Source organism: Kutzneria kofuensis (assembly GCF_014203355.1).
Lineage (GTDB): Bacteria > Actinomycetota > Actinomycetes > Mycobacteriales > Pseudonocardiaceae > Kutzneria > Kutzneria kofuensis.
In genome coordinates this window covers 2484404-2499686 of the sequence record NZ_JACHIR010000001.1, presented here as the reverse complement: position 1 = coordinate 2499686, position 15283 = coordinate 2484404, and the positions used below count along the sequence as shown (strand labels likewise).

The 15283-nt window shown below is 69.8% G+C and carries 15 protein-coding genes; 12 read left to right on the top strand and 3 right to left on the bottom strand.

From position 1 onward, the window contains the following. The first annotated feature begins 118 nt into the window (after window positions 1-118). The 9 genes from BJ998_RS11490 (at window position 119) to BJ998_RS11450 (ending at window position 9380) form a co-directional block, all read left to right on the top strand. The gene (locus BJ998_RS11490) at window positions 119-715 is read left to right on the top strand and encodes a helix-turn-helix transcriptional regulator (RefSeq protein ID WP_184861025.1); all 597 of its coding nucleotides are present in this window, start codon (window positions 119-121) and stop codon (window positions 713-715) included. 292 nt (window positions 716-1007) lie between these two features. Further along, window positions 1008-2234, top strand: coding sequence for a class I SAM-dependent methyltransferase (locus BJ998_RS11485; protein WP_184861023.1), 1227 nt, complete (start codon window positions 1008-1010; stop codon window positions 2232-2234). Further along, window positions 2231-3007 carry a sugar phosphate nucleotidyltransferase gene (locus tag BJ998_RS11480; protein ID WP_184861022.1) on the top strand — a complete coding sequence of 259 codons (777 nt, stop codon included), beginning with the start codon at window positions 2231-2233 and terminating at the stop codon, window positions 3005-3007. Before BJ998_RS11485 ends, BJ998_RS11480 begins: the two co-directional genes overlap by 4 nt. After that, window positions 3004-3654: a PIG-L deacetylase family protein gene (locus BJ998_RS11475; protein ID WP_184861020.1), complete on the top strand. Its 651-nt coding sequence runs from the start codon at window positions 3004-3006 to the stop codon at window positions 3652-3654. The genes BJ998_RS11480 and BJ998_RS11475 overlap by 4 nt, the downstream gene beginning before the upstream one ends. 5 nt (window positions 3655-3659) lie before the next feature. Beyond that, complete coding sequence (locus BJ998_RS11470; protein WP_184861018.1) at window positions 3660-4688, top strand: NAD-dependent epimerase/dehydratase family protein; 1029 nt, start codon at window positions 3660-3662, stop codon at window positions 4686-4688. Beyond that, window positions 4685-5938 carry a DUF4910 domain-containing protein gene (locus tag BJ998_RS11465; RefSeq protein ID WP_184861016.1) on the top strand — a complete coding sequence of 418 codons (1254 nt, stop codon included), beginning with the start codon at window positions 4685-4687 and terminating at the stop codon, window positions 5936-5938. The genes BJ998_RS11470 and BJ998_RS11465 overlap by 4 nt, the downstream gene beginning before the upstream one ends. Before the next feature lie 8 nt (window positions 5939-5946). Next, window positions 5947-6942, top strand: coding sequence for a hypothetical protein (locus tag BJ998_RS11460; RefSeq protein ID WP_184861014.1), 996 nt, complete (start codon window positions 5947-5949; stop codon window positions 6940-6942). Next, on the top strand, window positions 6929-8488 hold the full coding sequence (locus BJ998_RS11455) for an oligosaccharide flippase family protein (RefSeq protein WP_221337969.1): 1560 nt from the start codon (window positions 6929-6931) through the stop codon (window positions 8486-8488). The genes BJ998_RS11460 and BJ998_RS11455 overlap by 14 nt, the downstream gene beginning before the upstream one ends. 13 nt (window positions 8489-8501) lie before the next feature. Beyond that, on the top strand, window positions 8502-9380 hold the full coding sequence (locus BJ998_RS11450) for a glycosyltransferase family 2 protein (protein WP_184861012.1): 879 nt from the start codon (window positions 8502-8504) through the stop codon (window positions 9378-9380). Window positions 9381-9480: 100 nt separating this feature from the next. Here BJ998_RS11450 and BJ998_RS11445 read toward each other — a convergent pair whose 3' ends face one another. Continuing rightward, a complete protein-coding gene (locus BJ998_RS11445; protein ID WP_184861010.1) occupies window positions 9481-10629 on the bottom strand; it encodes an acyltransferase family protein in 1149 nt (382 codons plus the stop codon). A 178-nt stretch (window positions 10630-10807) separates the two neighbouring features. On the opposite strand from BJ998_RS11445, the gene BJ998_RS11440 reads away from it, so the two are divergent. The 3 genes from BJ998_RS11440 to BJ998_RS11430 are packed head-to-tail and all read left to right on the top strand — an operon-like array spanning window position 10808 to window position 13715. After that, window positions 10808-11596 carry a hypothetical protein gene (locus BJ998_RS11440; RefSeq protein WP_184861008.1) on the top strand — a complete coding sequence of 263 codons (789 nt, stop codon included), beginning with the start codon at window positions 10808-10810 and terminating at the stop codon, window positions 11594-11596. 6 nt (window positions 11597-11602) lie between these two features. Further along, on the top strand, window positions 11603-12307 hold the full coding sequence (locus BJ998_RS11435; RefSeq protein ID WP_184861006.1) for a YveK family protein: 705 nt from the start codon (window positions 11603-11605) through the stop codon (window positions 12305-12307). Between the two features lies 1 nt (window position 12308). Continuing rightward, window positions 12309-13715 (top strand): O-antigen ligase family protein, encoded by a 1407-nt coding sequence (locus BJ998_RS11430; protein WP_221337968.1) that lies wholly within the window; start codon window positions 12309-12311, stop codon window positions 13713-13715. 14 nt (window positions 13716-13729) lie between these two features. On the opposite strand, the gene BJ998_RS11425 is transcribed toward BJ998_RS11430, so the two are convergent. Both BJ998_RS11425 and BJ998_RS11420 read right to left on the bottom strand, forming a co-directional pair. Then, window positions 13730-14734, bottom strand: coding sequence for a right-handed parallel beta-helix repeat-containing protein (locus BJ998_RS11425; RefSeq protein WP_184861005.1), 1005 nt, complete (start codon window positions 14732-14734; stop codon window positions 13730-13732). Further along, entirely contained in the window at window positions 14731-15279 is a 549-nt protein-coding gene (locus BJ998_RS11420; protein ID WP_184861002.1) for a dTDP-4-dehydrorhamnose 3,5-epimerase family protein, read from the bottom strand. The genes BJ998_RS11425 and BJ998_RS11420 overlap by 4 nt, the downstream gene beginning before the upstream one ends. Window positions 15280-15283 lie beyond the last annotated feature (4 nt).

Below are 15283 nucleotides of genomic sequence, written 5' to 3'. Positions count from 1 at the left end.
CGACCCCGGAGTCGGCTCCAGCCGTCTCGACGTCTCTATGGACGTCGCTGTGAACAACTTCTGGAGACGAGGGGAGTTACCTCTTTCATACCGTGAAGCAAGTCGGTCGGGAGGACCCATGGCGCGGGTGAGGGTGTTCGTACAGGCGGGGGATCCGATCTCCGCGGTCGGGCTGGCGAGTTACATCAGGGCACAGCCCGGCATGCTGGTCGTGCCGAGCCGGCTGCCGGCGGACGCCGACGTGGCGCTCACGGTGACCGACCGGGTCAACGCCGACTTCATCGGCGCGCTGACCAAGGCCGCGCAGGCCGCGCCGCTGCCCACCGTGGTGGCGACCGACCATGTCGATCCCGAGCAGGCGCCGTCGCTGCATCGGTGTCGCGTCGTCTCGCTGCTGCCGCGGTCGGCGGCCACCAGCAGCCGGCTGGCCAGCGCGGTGCTCGAGGCCGCGGGCGGCGGGGCCGTGCCGAGTCTGGCGGAACAGGCGGAGAACCTGCGCCGCGAGATCGCCGGCCCGGACGGCGCGATGCTCGCCCCGCGCGAGCTGACCGTGCTGCAGCTGATGGCCGACGGGCACGACACGCCCGAGATCGCCGACATCATGGCCTGCTCCGACCGGATGGTGAAGAGCATCATCCTCAGCGCGACCAAGCGGTTCAACGTGCACAACCGCGTGCACGCGGTCGCCTGCGCGCTGCGCGCCGGCCTCATCTGACGCCGGCAAAACAAGAGCACTGCTCACCTCGTGCGGACGTCGCGCGCGGTCTCCACTCGGTTCCGCCACGCCGAGTGGGGTCCCCGCGTGACGTCCGTTTCGCGTATCCGGCCCCGGCCCGCGCTCGTTGGTTCAAACGAAGGTGTCGAAGGGCTACGCCGAACGGGCTAGTGGTTGGCGTGGCGGGATGTTCCCCGCTCCGAGCCCCGGTAACACCGGATGTGCAGGGAGCGAATCAGGGTACGGCGACGCCGTCGGCGTCGCGCTCGAATTCTTGCGGGGAGCGTGGCGGATGACGGTCTGTCGGCTGTGTGGCTCGACGAGCCTCCAGGGTGTGGTGGACCTGGGAGCCACCCCGCCGTGCGAGCGGTTCCTCACCGAGACGCAGCTGGACGAGCCGGAAGTCACCTACCCGCTGCACCTGCGGGTGTGCACGCAGTGCTGGCTGGCCCAGATCCCGCCGCTGATCACTCCCGAGGACACCTTCACCGAGTACGCGTACTTCTCGTCCTACTCGACGTCCTGGGTGGAGCACGCGCAGCGCTTCGTCGACGGCGCGGTGGACCGGCTCGGGCTGGGCTCCGACTCGTTCGTCGTCGAGGTCGCCAGCAACGACGGATACCTGCTGCAGCACGTGGTGGCGCGGTGGATCCGGTGTCTCGGCGTGGAACCCTCGGTGAACGTCGGCCAGGCGGCGCGGGAGAAGGGCGTGCCGACGCTGACCTCGTTCCTCACGCCGGAGACCGGCGCCCAGGTCCGCGCGGAGCACGGGCCGGCGAACCTGGTGGTGGCCAACAACGTCTACGCCCACATCCCGGACGTCATCGGGTTCACCGAGGGACTGCGCAACCTCGTCGCCGACGACGGGTGGGTGTCCATCGAGGTGCAGCACCTGCTGACGCTGATGGAGCTCAACCAGTACGACACGATCTACCACGAGCACTTCCAGTACTACACGGTCGCCTCCGCGCAGCGGGCGCTGGCCAGCGGCGGACTGTCCGTTGTGGACGTCGAGCTGCTGCCGACGCACGGCGGCTCGATCCGGCTGTGGGCCCGGCCGACCGAGGTCGCCGGCGAGCCCAGCGCCCGCGTGCACGACGTGCTGGCCCGGGAGAAGGCGGCCGGTCTGCACGAACTGTCCGGCTACACCGAATTCGCCGCCCGCGTGGCCAAGGTGCGCCGGGACCTGTTGGCGTTCCTGACGAAGGCGGCGGCCGAGGGCAAGACCGTCGTCGGCTACGGCGCGCCCGGCAAGGGCAACACGCTGCTCAACCACTGCGGCATCCGGCCGGACCTGCTGGCGTACACGGTGGACCGCAACCCGTACAAGCACGGGCGGTTCACGCCCGGCACCCGGATCCCGATCCTGCCGCCCGAGCGGATCGCCGAGGACCGGCCCGACTACGTGCTCGTGCTGCCGTGGAACCTGCGCGACGAGCTGGTCGAGCAGCTGGCCTACGTCCGCGAATGGGGCGGCAGCCTGGTCTTCCCCATCCCCGAACTCGAGGTGAAGTCGTGAAGGTCGTCCTGTTCTGCGGCGGGCACGGGATGCGGATGCGCACCGGCACGTCCGCGGACGTGCCCAAGCCGATGCAGCTGGTCGGGCCGAGACCGCTGATCTGGCACGTGATGCGCTACTACGCCCACTTCGGGCACACCGAGTTCATCCTCTGCCTGGGCTACGGCGCCCACCACATCAAGGACTTCTTCCTCAACTACGAGGAGACCACGTCCAACGACTTCGTGCTCTCCGGCGGCAAGGTGGAGATGCTGTCCACCGACATCTCCGAGTGGAAGATCTCCTTCGTGCAGACCGGGATCTCCTCGCCGATCGGTGAGCGGCTGCGCCGCGTGCGGGACTTCCTCGAAGGCGACGAGATGTTCCTGGCCAACTACGCCGACGTGCTCACCGACGCGCCGCTGCCGGAGATCGTCGGCCGGTTCGAGAACTCCGACGCGGGCGCGGCGATGATGGTGGTGCCGCCGCCGGGCAGCTTCCACTGCGTCGAGCTCGGCGCGTCCGGCATGGTCTCGGGCATCACCCCGGTCAGCGACATGCCGCTGTGGTCCAACGGCGGCTATTTCGTGCTGCGCCAGGAGGTTTTCGACCACATCCCGGCGGGTGGCGACCTCGTCGCCGACGGCTGCGTCGAGCTGGCCAAGCGCGGCCGGCTGATGGCCTACCCGCACCGCGGCTACTGGAAGCCGACCGACACCGTCAAGGAACGGGTGGCGCTGGACGAGTCGTACTCGCGCGGCGAGCGGCCCTGGGCTCTGTGGGAAAGGGAATGATCCGACTTTCGACCGGACGCCCGCGCCGGATCGCGCTGCTCGCCGCGCACTGCGACGACATCGCGATCGGTGCGGGCGGCAGTCTGCTCACGCTGTGCGGCGCGAACCCCGGCGTGCGGGTCGACGCGCTCGTGCTGACCGGCGGCGGGACGCCCCGTGAGGACGAGGAACACGCGGCCCTGGCGGCGTTCTGTACCGGCGCGGATCTCCGCGTGACGGTGGGCAAGCTGCCCGACGGGCGGCTGCCGGCGCACTGGGAGGAGGCGAAGGCGGCGGTCGAGGAGCTGCGCTCGCGCACCGACCCTGAGCTGATCTTCGCGCCGAACACCCTTGACGCGCACCAGGATCACCGCGGGCTGGCCGAGCTGGTGCCGCAGGTGTTCCGCGACCACCTGGCGCTCGGCTACGAGATCGTCAAGTGGGACGGGGATCTCGGCCGCCCGACGGTGTACCAGCCGCTGGCCGACGAGATCGCCGAGGAGAAGGTGCGGCTGCTGCACGCGCACTACCCGTCGCAGCGCGAGCGCCCCTGGTACGACCGCGAGGCGTTTCTCGGCCTGGCGCGGATCCGGGGCATCGAGTGCAAGTCCCGGTACGCGGAAGCGTTCCATGGCACCAAGTTGACTCTCGACCTTGCTGGAGGATGACCCGGATGCGCGTGCTGCTGACCGGACACCAGGGCTACCTGGGCACCGTGATGGCCCCGGTGCTGGCCGAGGCCGGGCACGAGGTGATCGGCCTCGACTCCGGCCTGTTCGCGGACTGCGTGCTCGGCCCGACGCCGGCCGATCCCGCCGGGATCGCGGTCGATCTCCGGGACGTCACCGCCGAGCACCTGTCCGATGTGGACGCTGTGGTGCACCTGGCGGCGCTGTCCAACGACCCGCTGGGGTCGCTGGCGCCGCAGCTGACGTACGACATCAACCACCACGCCTCGGTGCGGCTGGCCCGGCTGGCCAAGGAGGCCGGCGTCAAGCGCTACCTCTACGCCTCAACGTGCTCGGTCTACGGCGCGTCCGGCGGCGACGGCCTGGTCGACGAGGACGCGCCGCTGCGCCCGGTGACGCCGTACGCGGAGTCGAAGGTGCGCGTCGAGGACGACGTCGCCGAGCTGGCCGACGACGACTTCACGCCGGTGTATCTGCGCAACGCCACCGCTTTCGGCTTCTCGCCGCGGCTGCGGGCCGACATCGTGCTGAACAACCTGGTCGGGCACGCCCACCTGACCGGCCAGGTCAAGGTGCTGTCCGACGGCACCCCGTGGCGTCCTCTGGTGCATGCCAAGGACATCGCCGCCGCGTTCGCCTGTGCTCTGGTGGCGCCGAAGGAAGCCGTGCACAACAAGGCGTTCAACGTCGGCACCGAGCTGAACAACCTGACCGTGGCCGAGATCGCCGGCGAGGTGATCGAGGCGGTGCCCGGCTCGAAGCTGGTGATCACCGGCGAGGCCGGCGCGGACCCGCGCTCGTACCGGGTCGACTTCGCCCGGATCCGGGCCGCGATGCCGGACTTCCACGCCGCCTGGTCGGTCAAGGACGGCGCCGTCGAACTCTACGCGGCGTATCAGAAGTTCGGGCTCACCGACGACGACTTCAAGCACCGCTTCACCCGGCTGGCCCGGCTGTCCGGCCGCTCGGCGCAGGGCACCCTCGGCGACGACATGCGGCCGGTGGCCGGGTGAAGGAGCTGGTCGAACGGCTGTACCCGGTGTGCCGCAGCATCACCGGGAACGGCCTGCGGCGCACCCTGGAGATCGTCGGCGAGCACATCGAGCTGGCGGTCTCCGAGGTGCCGACCGGGACCCCGGTGCTGGACTGGACCGTGCCACGGGAGTGGAACATCCGGGACGCCTGGGTGAAGGACGCCGGCGGCCGCAAGGTGATCGACTTCGCCGAGCACAACCTGCACGTCGTCGGCTACAGCACGCCCGTCCACGCCACGATGCCGCTGGCGGAGCTGCGTGAGCACCTGCACACACTGCCCGACCAGCCGACGCTGATCCCGTACCGCACCAGCTACTACGCCGAGACGTGGGGTTTCTGCCTGCGGCACGACGTGCTGGAGTCGTTGCCGGACGGGGACTACGAGGTGTTCATCGACTCCACTCTGGAGGACGGGCATCTCAGCTACGGCGAGCACGTGATCCCCGGCGAGCTGACCGACGAGATCATCTTCTCCTGCCACGTCTGCCACCCGTCGCTGGCCAACGACAACATGGCGAGCGTGGCGGTGGCGGTCGAGCTGGCCGAGCGGCTGGCCGCGACGAAGCCCCGCCACACCTACCGGTTCATCTTCGCGCCCGGCACGATCGGCGCGATCACCTGGCTGGCCCGCAACTTCGAGCGGGTGGACCGGATCCGCGGCGGCTTCACGCTCGCCTGCGCCGGCGACCGCGGATCGCTGACGTACAAGCGAAGCCGGCGCGGTGACGCCCCGGTGGACCGGGCCGTCGAGCACGTGCTGCGGGAATCCGGCCGGCCGCACCGGGTGCTCGACTTCTCCCCGTACGGCTACGACGAGCGGCAGTACTGCTCGCCCGGCTTCAACCTCGGCGTCGGCAGCCTCACCCGGACGCCGTACGCCGGCTACCCCGAGTACCACACCTCCGGCGACAACCCCGACTTCGTCACGGAGGAGTCGATGGCCGACACGCTGGAGACGCTGTGCGAGGTGGTGGCCGTGCTGGAGCGCGACCGCCGCTACGTGAACCTGAGCCCGTACGGCGAGCCGCAGCTGGGCCGGCGCGGCCTGTACGACTCGCTCGGCGGCCGAAGTGACACGAAACAGGCCCAAATGGCGATGTTGTGGGTGCTCAACCTGTCCGACGGCGACCACAGCCTGCTGGACATCGCCCAACGTGCCGGTCTGCCGTTCGCCACGGTCGCGGACGCCGCCGACGCCCTGCGGGGCGCCGGCCTGGTGAAGGAGTGACACCGAAGATGACCCAGTCCGTGACCACCGCGCCCACGCTCGGCTTACGCGTCGGCGACCTGGTCGAGGTGCGCAGCATCGAGGAGATCCTGGCCACCCTCGACGACCGGGGCGAGCTGGAGAACCTGCCGTTCATGCCGGAGATGGTCCGGTTCTGCGGGCAGCGCATGACCGTGCACAAGGTGGCGCACAAGCTGTGCGACACCATCAGCCGCAGCGGCATCCGCAAGATGGAGAACTCCGTGCACCTGGCCGGCGCCCGCTGCGACGGCTCGTCGCACGGCGGCTGCCAGACCGCGTGTTCCATGTACTGGAAGGAAGCCTGGCTCAAGCGCGTCGAGCCGGGGACGCCGCTGCCGGTGCCGGCGAAGCCGTCCGGACGGATCGACCTGCCGCTGCTGGTGGAGAACACGCACAAGGCCCCCGGCCCCGACGGCGGCGAGCGGTTCTCCTGCCAGGCCACCGAGTTGCTCCGGGCCGCGCCGACCTGCCTGCCGTTCCGCGACCTCGGCCAGTACGTGACCGACGTGAAGACCGGCAACGTCACGGCGTGGGCGTCGTTCAAGGCGTTCCTGGTGTCGCTGTTCAACCGCCTGCAGGACGTCAGCCGGCAGAAGCTGCCGCGCAAGCTCTGGTTCAAGGAGGGCCTGCGCTGGGGCTTCATCAAGGGCCAGCCCGGCAAGAAGACGCCGACCGCGCACCTGAACCTGCAGCCCGGCGAGCTGGTGCGGGTCAAGAGCAAGGAAGCCATTCTGGCCACGCTCAACGAGGACATGCTCAACCGCGGCATGGGCTTCGAGATCGAGATGGCCCGCTACTGCGGCCAGACCGCCCGGGTGCAGGCGCGCGTGGACAAGTGCATCGACGAGAAGACCGGCGAGCTGCTGACCATGAAGAGCCCGTGCATCATCCTGGAGGACATCGTCTGCGCCGGGGTGTACAACTCGAGCTGCCCGCGCGAGTTCGTGCCGTTCTGGCGGGAGATCTGGCTTGAGCGAGTCTGAGTTACGGCCGGGCCCGGACGAGGCCGCGGCGCGAGTGGGCGCCTTGGCCGGGGCGGCGGGGCGGACGGGTGAGGCCGGGGCGCCGACGGCCGCGGAGACCGCCGCGCAGGTGGGCACGATCGGCCGGAAGGCCGGCCGGGGCCTGCGCTGGAGCCTGGTCGGCAACCTCGGCACCAAGCTCGGTTCCTTCACCATCGGCCTGATCCTGGCCCGGCTGCTGGTGCCGGCCGACTTCGGCGTGTTCGCGGTCGCCGCGGCGGCGACGGCGTTTGTCATGCACGTCAACGACATCGGCGTGATCGCGGCCGGCGTGCAGTGGCGGGGCAAGCTGGAGGACATGGCGCCGACGGGCACCTCCATCGCCATCGCCTTCAGCACGCTGGTGTACGCGGCGTTCTTCTTCGGGGCGCCGGCCTTCGCCACCCTGTCGGGCACGCCGGACGCGGCGCCGGTGGTGCGGCTGCTGACCGTGGTGATCATCGTTGACGGCATCACGTCGTGTCGCAGCGCCGCCCTGATGCGGCGGTTCGAGCAGGACCGCCTGACCAAGGCGACGATGATCGGCATGGCGGCCAACTTCGTGGTCGCGGTGCCGCTGGCGTTCGGTGGTGCCGGGGCGTACAGCTTCGCCGGCGGCCAGGTGGCGGGGTCCGTCGTCACCGGCATCCTGGTGTGGCGCATGGGAAACCTGCCGTTCAAGCTCGGCCTCGACCGAGAGATCGCCGTCAAGCTGTTCAAGTTCGGCATCCCGCTGGCGGCCAGCCTCGGCGTGGAATCGGTGCTGCTCAACGCCGACTACGTGATCGTCGGCAACGTGCTCGGCGCGACCGCCCTGGGCTACTACCTGTTGGCGTTCAACGTCTCCAACTGGGTGCCGGGACTGGTCGGCACCGCCGTCCGCTACGTGTCGATCCCCAGCTTCTCCCGGCTCGCCGAGCAGGAACCCGAGGCGCTGGCCACCGGCGTGCGCAGGTCGGTGCCGGTGCTGGTGTCGGCGATCCTGCCGGTCGCCGTGCTGATGGCGGTCCTCGCGCCGTACATGGTGGTCTTCCTCTACGGGGACCAGTGGGGACCATCGGCGTATGTGCTGCGGTTCCTGACCGTGCTGATGGTGGTGCGGATGCTGACGTCGCTGGCGTTCGACATCCTGACGTCGATGGGCGCGACGCGGTCGACGGTGGTGTTGAACGCCGGCTGGGCGATCGCGCTGATCCCGGCCCTGTGGTTCGGCACGCACCTGGACAACATCCGTGGGGCCGCCATCGCGCACGGGATCGTCGCCCTCGTGGTGGCGCTGCCGCTGGCGGTCGCTGCCCTGCACCGCGCCGGCGTCCCGCTGCTGCCGGTGCTGCCGGCCCTGATCCGGCCCGCGATCGGCGCTGTCCTGTGCGCCGCCGCGACGATGGTCGTCGTCCGGCTGGTCGACGGCGGCGTGTTCCTGCACCTGTTCTTGCCCGGCCTGGTCGGGATGCTGGTGTTCGTGCTGACGGTGGTGCCGGTCGAGCAGTTCCGGCAGCTGCGGACGCGGCTGGCCCGCGCCCGCTGAGTGAGGAGTTGTCATGCCGCTGGTGTCCGTGGGCCTGCCGGTCTACAACGGGGTGGAGCGGATCGAGGCCGTCGCGCGCTCGGTGCTCGCCCAGGACCACGCCGATATCGAGCTGGTGATCAGCGACAACGCGTCCACCGACGGCACCGAGGAGCTGTGCCGGTCGCTGGCCGCCGAGGACTCGCGGGTCGTGTACCACCGCAACCCGGTCAACGTGGGGCTGCTCAACAACTTCGTCGGCGTGATCCGGCTGGGCCGCGGCGAGTTCTTCCGCTGGGTCGGCGACGACGACTGGCTCGCGCCCAACTGCGTGTCCCGCGGCCTCGACGCGTTCGCCGAGGACCCGCGGCTGATCCTGGTCACCAGCCAGGTCGACTACACCGGCCCGGACGGCGTCACCGCGACCGCGCCCTACGACGGAACGGCGTTGCGGTCCGACGATCCCGTCGTCCGGTTGACCGAGATGCTCCGGCTGCTCAACGAGAGCCACCTGATCATCGATCCGCTGTACGGCATGGTGCGGCGGGAGCCGGTGGCGCCCATCGAGCGGCGGAACATGCTGCGCGAGGACGAGGTGTACGCCACCAAGCTCGCGCTGGCCGGGCCGTGGGGGCACGTGCCGGAGGTGCTGGCCAAGCGGAACTGGAAGCACGAGTCCCCGTCGATCCTGGCGCGGCGGCTGGACGTGCCGAAGTGGCAGGCGCACTTCGCGACCACCCTGCAGTGCCGGGAAATGACGCGTTGGGTGCGGCAGTGCGACTTCCTCACCGAGGACCAGCGCCGCCGCGCGCTGCTGGAGATCGGCAAGATGTACGCCCGCCGGCAGCAGATCGTGGCCACCAGACGGGCCCGCAAACTGGTCCGCATCGCCCGAGACCTGGTGCCGCGCTAACCCACCACCGTAACCCGCAACCCCGCCCCCGGCCCAGCCCGTTGCGCTTGGAAGGGGGCATTCCACACGTTGAACGTCAGGAATTGCGCCTTGATCTTGGTCAGTCGGTGGCCGGAACCGGTTCCTCGATCTTGGGCTTCGCCGTGCGGGTGGTCATCGCCGCCCGCAGCGCGGCCCAGCTGCGGTGCTTGACGAACGGGATCTCGAACACGGCGGCGAAGCCGCGGGCGAAGGCGATCGTCACGGGCACGCAGATCAGCAGCATCACGCCGAACGCCCCGAGACCGGTGCCGAACAGCGGCCCGACCACGACCGTGTAGACCACCACGACGATCGGCGCGTGCGTGAGGTACAGGCTGTAGGAGAACGAGCCGAGGCTGCGCACGGGGCGCGTGTCGAGCAGGCGCACCAACGGCTTCGGCTGCCGGGTCGCCACGGCCACCAGCAGCAGCGCGACGGCGGGGCTGGCGGCGAGGTCCACCCAGATGAAGTTGCCGGTCGTCCACACCGGCCCCATCACCACGATCAGCGCGATCACCGGCACCACGGCGGCGAAAGACCACCACTGCCAACGAACCCGCTGCCACTTCTCGCCCGCTCGCACGATCCCCGCGGCCACCACGCCGGCCGCGAACAGGGCGGCGAACTGCGGTGTGAAGCGCATGAGAGCGTCCACGGCGGACACATGCGGCGCCAGCAAACCGATCAGCATCACGATTGCCGTTGCCACGCCGAGCATCACGGCCGCACCCGCCCGGCGCAGCGCCAGCAGCAGGAGCGGGAACACGAAGTACAGCTGCGCCTCCACGGCGATCGACCAGAAGGCGCCGTTCGGGCTGGGGGATCCGAACACGTCCTGCAGCAGGAGCCCGTACAGCACAACGGACTTGCCGGTCGGCACGCCCTCGCCGGGCTGCGGCGCCAGCGTCCACGCGATCACCAGGCTGAACAGCAACGCCGGCCAGTACGGCGGCAGGATCCGCCAGGCGCGCCGGCGGGCGAACTTGGCCTTGCTGTCCAGCCGCCAGCCGTTGCGCGCCGGCGACACCGCCAGCGAGAAACCGGACAGCACGATGAACACCACCACGGCAAAATGCCCGTACAGCAGGAAACCCGTCCAAGCGGGCGCGTGCGTCTCGGGGAAGCCGGGAAACGCCATCAGGTAGCTGTGGTGCAGCACCACGAACAGCGCCGCCAGTCCCCGGATGCCGTCCAGCCCGGCGAGCCGGGGGCGGGCAGGTGAGTCCATGCCCCTCACATCGCGTCCGCGCCCGCCCGCGTAACCGCGCCCTCGGAGCAACGTCGACTAGGCCGTTCGGCTTAGTCTGTAACGACAATCCGCAGGTCATCGATTGTTCGGATGCCGGCGGTCGCCGTGACCCGGCGCTCACGGACAGGGGCACGGGCCTATGGAATTCTGGAAATCCATGTGGGGTCTGCTACGCCGCCGCTACGTCGGCCCCCCGGTCGTGCTGCTGGCCGTGATGGCCGCGGCCGTCACGTTCGCCCTGGTGCCGACGCACTACGTGTCGCGGGCGTTCATGGTGCTGGCCACCCCGGCCGGCGGCGGCACGCTGTCGCTGGACCCGAGCAAGCCCGGCGGCCTGACCAACCCGCTGCTCAACTTCAACGACGGCCTCAAGACCACCACCGGCATCCTGATCCAGGCCATGAACACCCCTCAGGAGCTGGCCGACCTGGGCGCCGGGCCGCACAGCGCGACCAGCGTCGTGATCAACGACGGGTCGACCAGCCCGGACCTGCTCAGCAGCAGCCAGAACGGGCCGTTCGTGTACGTGGAGGGCGAGAGCACGACGCCCGAGGCCGCCAGCGCGGTGGTGAAGAAGGCTCAGGACAAGCTCCGCGAGGAGCTGGTGGCCCGGCAGAAGGCCCTGAACGCGCCGCCGATCACCTACCTGTCCATGGTCGACGTGATCTCCCCGACCGCGCCGGTCACCAAGATGACCGTCAAGCTGCAGCTGACCGGCGTCGCCCTGCTGCTGGTGCTGCTGCTGGGCCTCGGCGGCGCGTACGCCCGTGACCGGATGCGCGAATCCCGCAAGCTGCGCGCCCCCGACACCGTGGCCGAGCTCACCCGCTCTCCCGGTGAGCTCGACCCACCGACCGTGCGGATCGCCCGGGCCAAGGACAAGGCGGTCCTGACCGTCCGTGGCACACTGACCGACGGCCCCGACGCTCCACATGAGACGGTGTAGCCGGACATGGACTTCTGGCAGACGGTGCTCGTGCTGTTCCGGCGTTGGTACGTTGCCGTGCCGGCGTTCCTCATCGCGGTCGGGGCGGCGGTCGGCATCTACCTGACCGTCCCGGTCACCTACACCTCAACCGCCGTGCTGGTGCTCGACCAGCCGCTGGCCGGCGGCAGCCTGCCGGCGCTGCCGACCGACAAGGGCACCGTCACCAACCCGCTGCTGAACTTCGACCAGGGGCTGAACAACGCGGCGGCGATCGTCATCCAGGCCCTGAACACGCCGGAGGTGGCCGCCGCGCTCGGGGCGTCACCGACCGGTGACCCCTCGTACAAGGTGACCAACGGCAGCACCAACCAGCAGGAGCAGATCGTCGCCGGGCCGTTCGTGTTCGTCGAGGGCGACAGCCGGGACGCTCAGGCCGCGCAGGACATCGCCAGGCGGTGCGTGGAGCGGGTCAAGCAGGAGCTGGCCGGCCGGCAGAAGGCGCTGAACGCGCCGCCGCAGACGTACATCACGGTCGACGTCGCCGTGCAGCCGACGACTCCGGTTGCCCAGCGCGGCAACAAGACCCGGGCCGCCGCGGTGGCAGTGGTGATGGGTGTGGTGGCCGCGTTGGTGGCCGCGTACAGCTTCGAGAGCTACTACCAGGCGCGGCGGCGCAGGGCCGGCTCGTCGCACGAACAGTCGCTCGTTGCCGCGTCGAGCGGCGCCTGACATGTCCACCGACTTCCTGCCGGGCAAGACCCGGACGATGGCCGACGGCGCGACGCTCATCTGCATCTTCGTCGCGGTGCTGATGCTCGTGCCGGCGCGGGCGGTGTTCAAGGGAATTCCGCTGTCGCTGACGCCCGGCAACGTGGCGGCGCTGTTCGCCGGAATCTGCTGGGTGTGCGCGCAGCTCACGCTGACCCTGGGCATGGCCAAGGGACGGACTCCGGTTCGCACCGGCATCTTCGTGTACGCGATAGCCGTGCTCTTTTCGTACGGTTACGCCAATTACGGGCCGTTGCCGTCGGACGAGGTGAAGCTTTCCGACCACGCCATCGTCCTGGTCGCCGGCAACTGCGCCGTAGCACTGATGATGAACGACGGCGTGCGGGGCCTGATCCGGTTGGACCGGGTGCTCAAGACGGCCGTGGTTTGTGGCACCGGGGTGGCATTGGTCGGCTGTTGTCAGTTCATCCTCAAGCTCGACCTCACCCAGTACATGGTGTTGCCGGGCCTGCGATTCACCTCCGACGACGGTTTCGTCGAGACGCGGGAGGCGCTGGCCCGGGTCGCCGGAACCACCGGGCACCCCATCGAGTTCGGCGTGCTGTGCGCCATGTTGCTGCCGCTGGCGGCGCATTTCGCCTTCCAGGCCAAGGGACGCGGCGAACCCGTGCTGCGGTGGTGGATCTGCTGCGCCATCATCGCCGCCGGCCTGATGTTCTCCATTTCCCGCTCGGCGGTGCTCGGCGTCGCCGGCGCCGGACTCGTGCTCTTCATCGGCTGGCCGGCGAAACGCCGGTGGTACACGCTGCTCGTCGGCCTCGTTTTCCTCGGCGTCATCAAGGTCACCGTGCCGAGCCTGCTCGGCGCGCTGTACAACCTGTTCGCCAACATCGGCAACGACAGCAGCATTTCCCACCGCACCTACGCTTCCGCCGTCGCCGCCAAGCAGATCAGCCTGCATCCGCTGTTCGGGCACGGCCCCGGCACCTGGTATGCCGGCAAGCACGAGGTTTTCGACAACCAGTACATCCTGTCCACTGTGGAGACGGGATTCGTCGGTGTCGCCGCCTTCGCCGGTATCTTCCTGTGCGCCTTCTACTCCGCGCTGCGGGCCCGCTACCTGAGCAAGGACCCTGGCGCCCGTGACCTGGCGCTGACCATCTGCGCCAGCCTCGTCGCCCCGCTCGTCGGGTCCGCCACCTTCGACCTGACCGCCTTCGCCACCGTCACCGGGTTGACGTTCGTGCTCGTCGGCGCCTCCGGATCGTTGCTGCGGACGGCCAAGCAGCTCGCCCCGCACGAGGACCAGTTCGGCGTCCTGTACTGGGTTCGCTACCGCTGGGCATGGCTGCGGGATCTGGTCACGCGCCGTCGGCGGCGGACGGTTGTGGCGGAGCCGGTCGGTTAACCCCCGCGAGTCGGTCAGCCGTGGCAGGGGAGGGGGCCGACCGTCGAGGTCACCGTGTAGTTCGAGTCGATGGTGACCAGGGTGTTGTCGGACCACTGGATGTTGCCGCACTCGGACTCGACCGGGCCGTACACCCAGGACTTGTCCACCATCCGGTTGCCCCGCACGACAACGGTGCCGCCGGCGCCCTTGACCTGGATGGAGTACGTGCCGCCGGCCACGAGGTTGTTGGTCACCGACACGGTGTTGGTCAGGTCGGTGAGGAAGATCGGGGCGGTGATGTCCGTGGCGTCCCGCTGGTCCAGGGTGTTGTGGTCCAGCACGAGGTTGTGCCCGCCCTGGTAGCTCTGGATGCCGTCGGAGTGGTCGCCGGGGTTGGAGCACAGGTGCACGTACGAGTCGTGGATCTCGATGTCGTTGCCGGAGTCGCGGAAACCGTCGCCGTGGTTGCGGATGAGCACCCCGCGGGCGTAGAAGCTGCCCTCGCCGACGCCGGGCTGGGAGTCGCAGCCGGAGGCGGGGCCGACGGTGGAGTCCAGGATCGTGTACGAGTAGTCGACGTTCTCGTACTCGTCGGTGACGAAGCCGTCGATCTGGCTGTTGCGCACGGTCACGTTGTGCGCGGTGATGAGCAGGTTGCCGGGGATGTGCATGCCGTCGAGCACGGCCCCGTCCTGGCTGACGCGGTAGGAGTCGCCGGAGTTGAGCGTCACGGCGGAGAGCTTGGTGCCGGGCGGAACGCCGGTGCAGGCGGGCGTCGGATACGCCGCGCAGCGGCCGCCGCCGGAGCGGCCGGGCGGGGGAGCGCCCTGGGAGGTGCCGCCGGGCTTGGAGCTGGTGGTCGTCGAGGACGTGGTGGTCGACGTCGACGTGGTGGTGCTGGAGGCAGCCGTGGTGCTGCTGACGGTGGTGTCGCTCGGGGTGGTGCTCACCGGATCGGCCACGGGTGTCGACCCGGTGCAGGCTGTCAGGACCATCGCCGCCACCCCGACAACGGCGATGGGTAAGGCGTGTCTCATGGTGATCTCTCCAATGTGGTCAGCAGTTGTGCCCACGACCCGGCGCCGGCGTCCCGCGCGCTGACCACGGTCACCGGCTGCGGCCAGGCGATGGCCAGGTCGGCGTCGTCGTAGCGGACGGCGAGGTCCTCGGCGGGGTCGTGCTCGCGGTCGATCCGGTAGCAGACGTCGGCCTGGTCGGTCAGCGCCTGGAAGCCGTGCAGCAGGCCCGGCGGAACATATAGCGTCGCGAAGGTCTCGTCGTCGAGCAGGAACGACTCGATTCGCCCGAACGTGGGGGATCCGGGCCGGGCGTCGACGAGCACGTCGTGCACGGCGCCGCGGGCGCACCGCACCAGCTTGGCCTCGCCGCGGCCGCCGCGGCCGTGCATGCCGCGGATGGTGCCGCGGCGCGAGCGGGACTGGCTGTCCTGCAGGAAGTCGCCGACGCCGTGCTTGCACCCGATGGCCAGGTCGAAGGTCCGGGTGAACAGCCCCCGGTCGTCCCGGTGCGGGGTGGGCACGAACAGCAGCACGCCCTCGATGCCGGCTTCTTCCACACGCATCAGT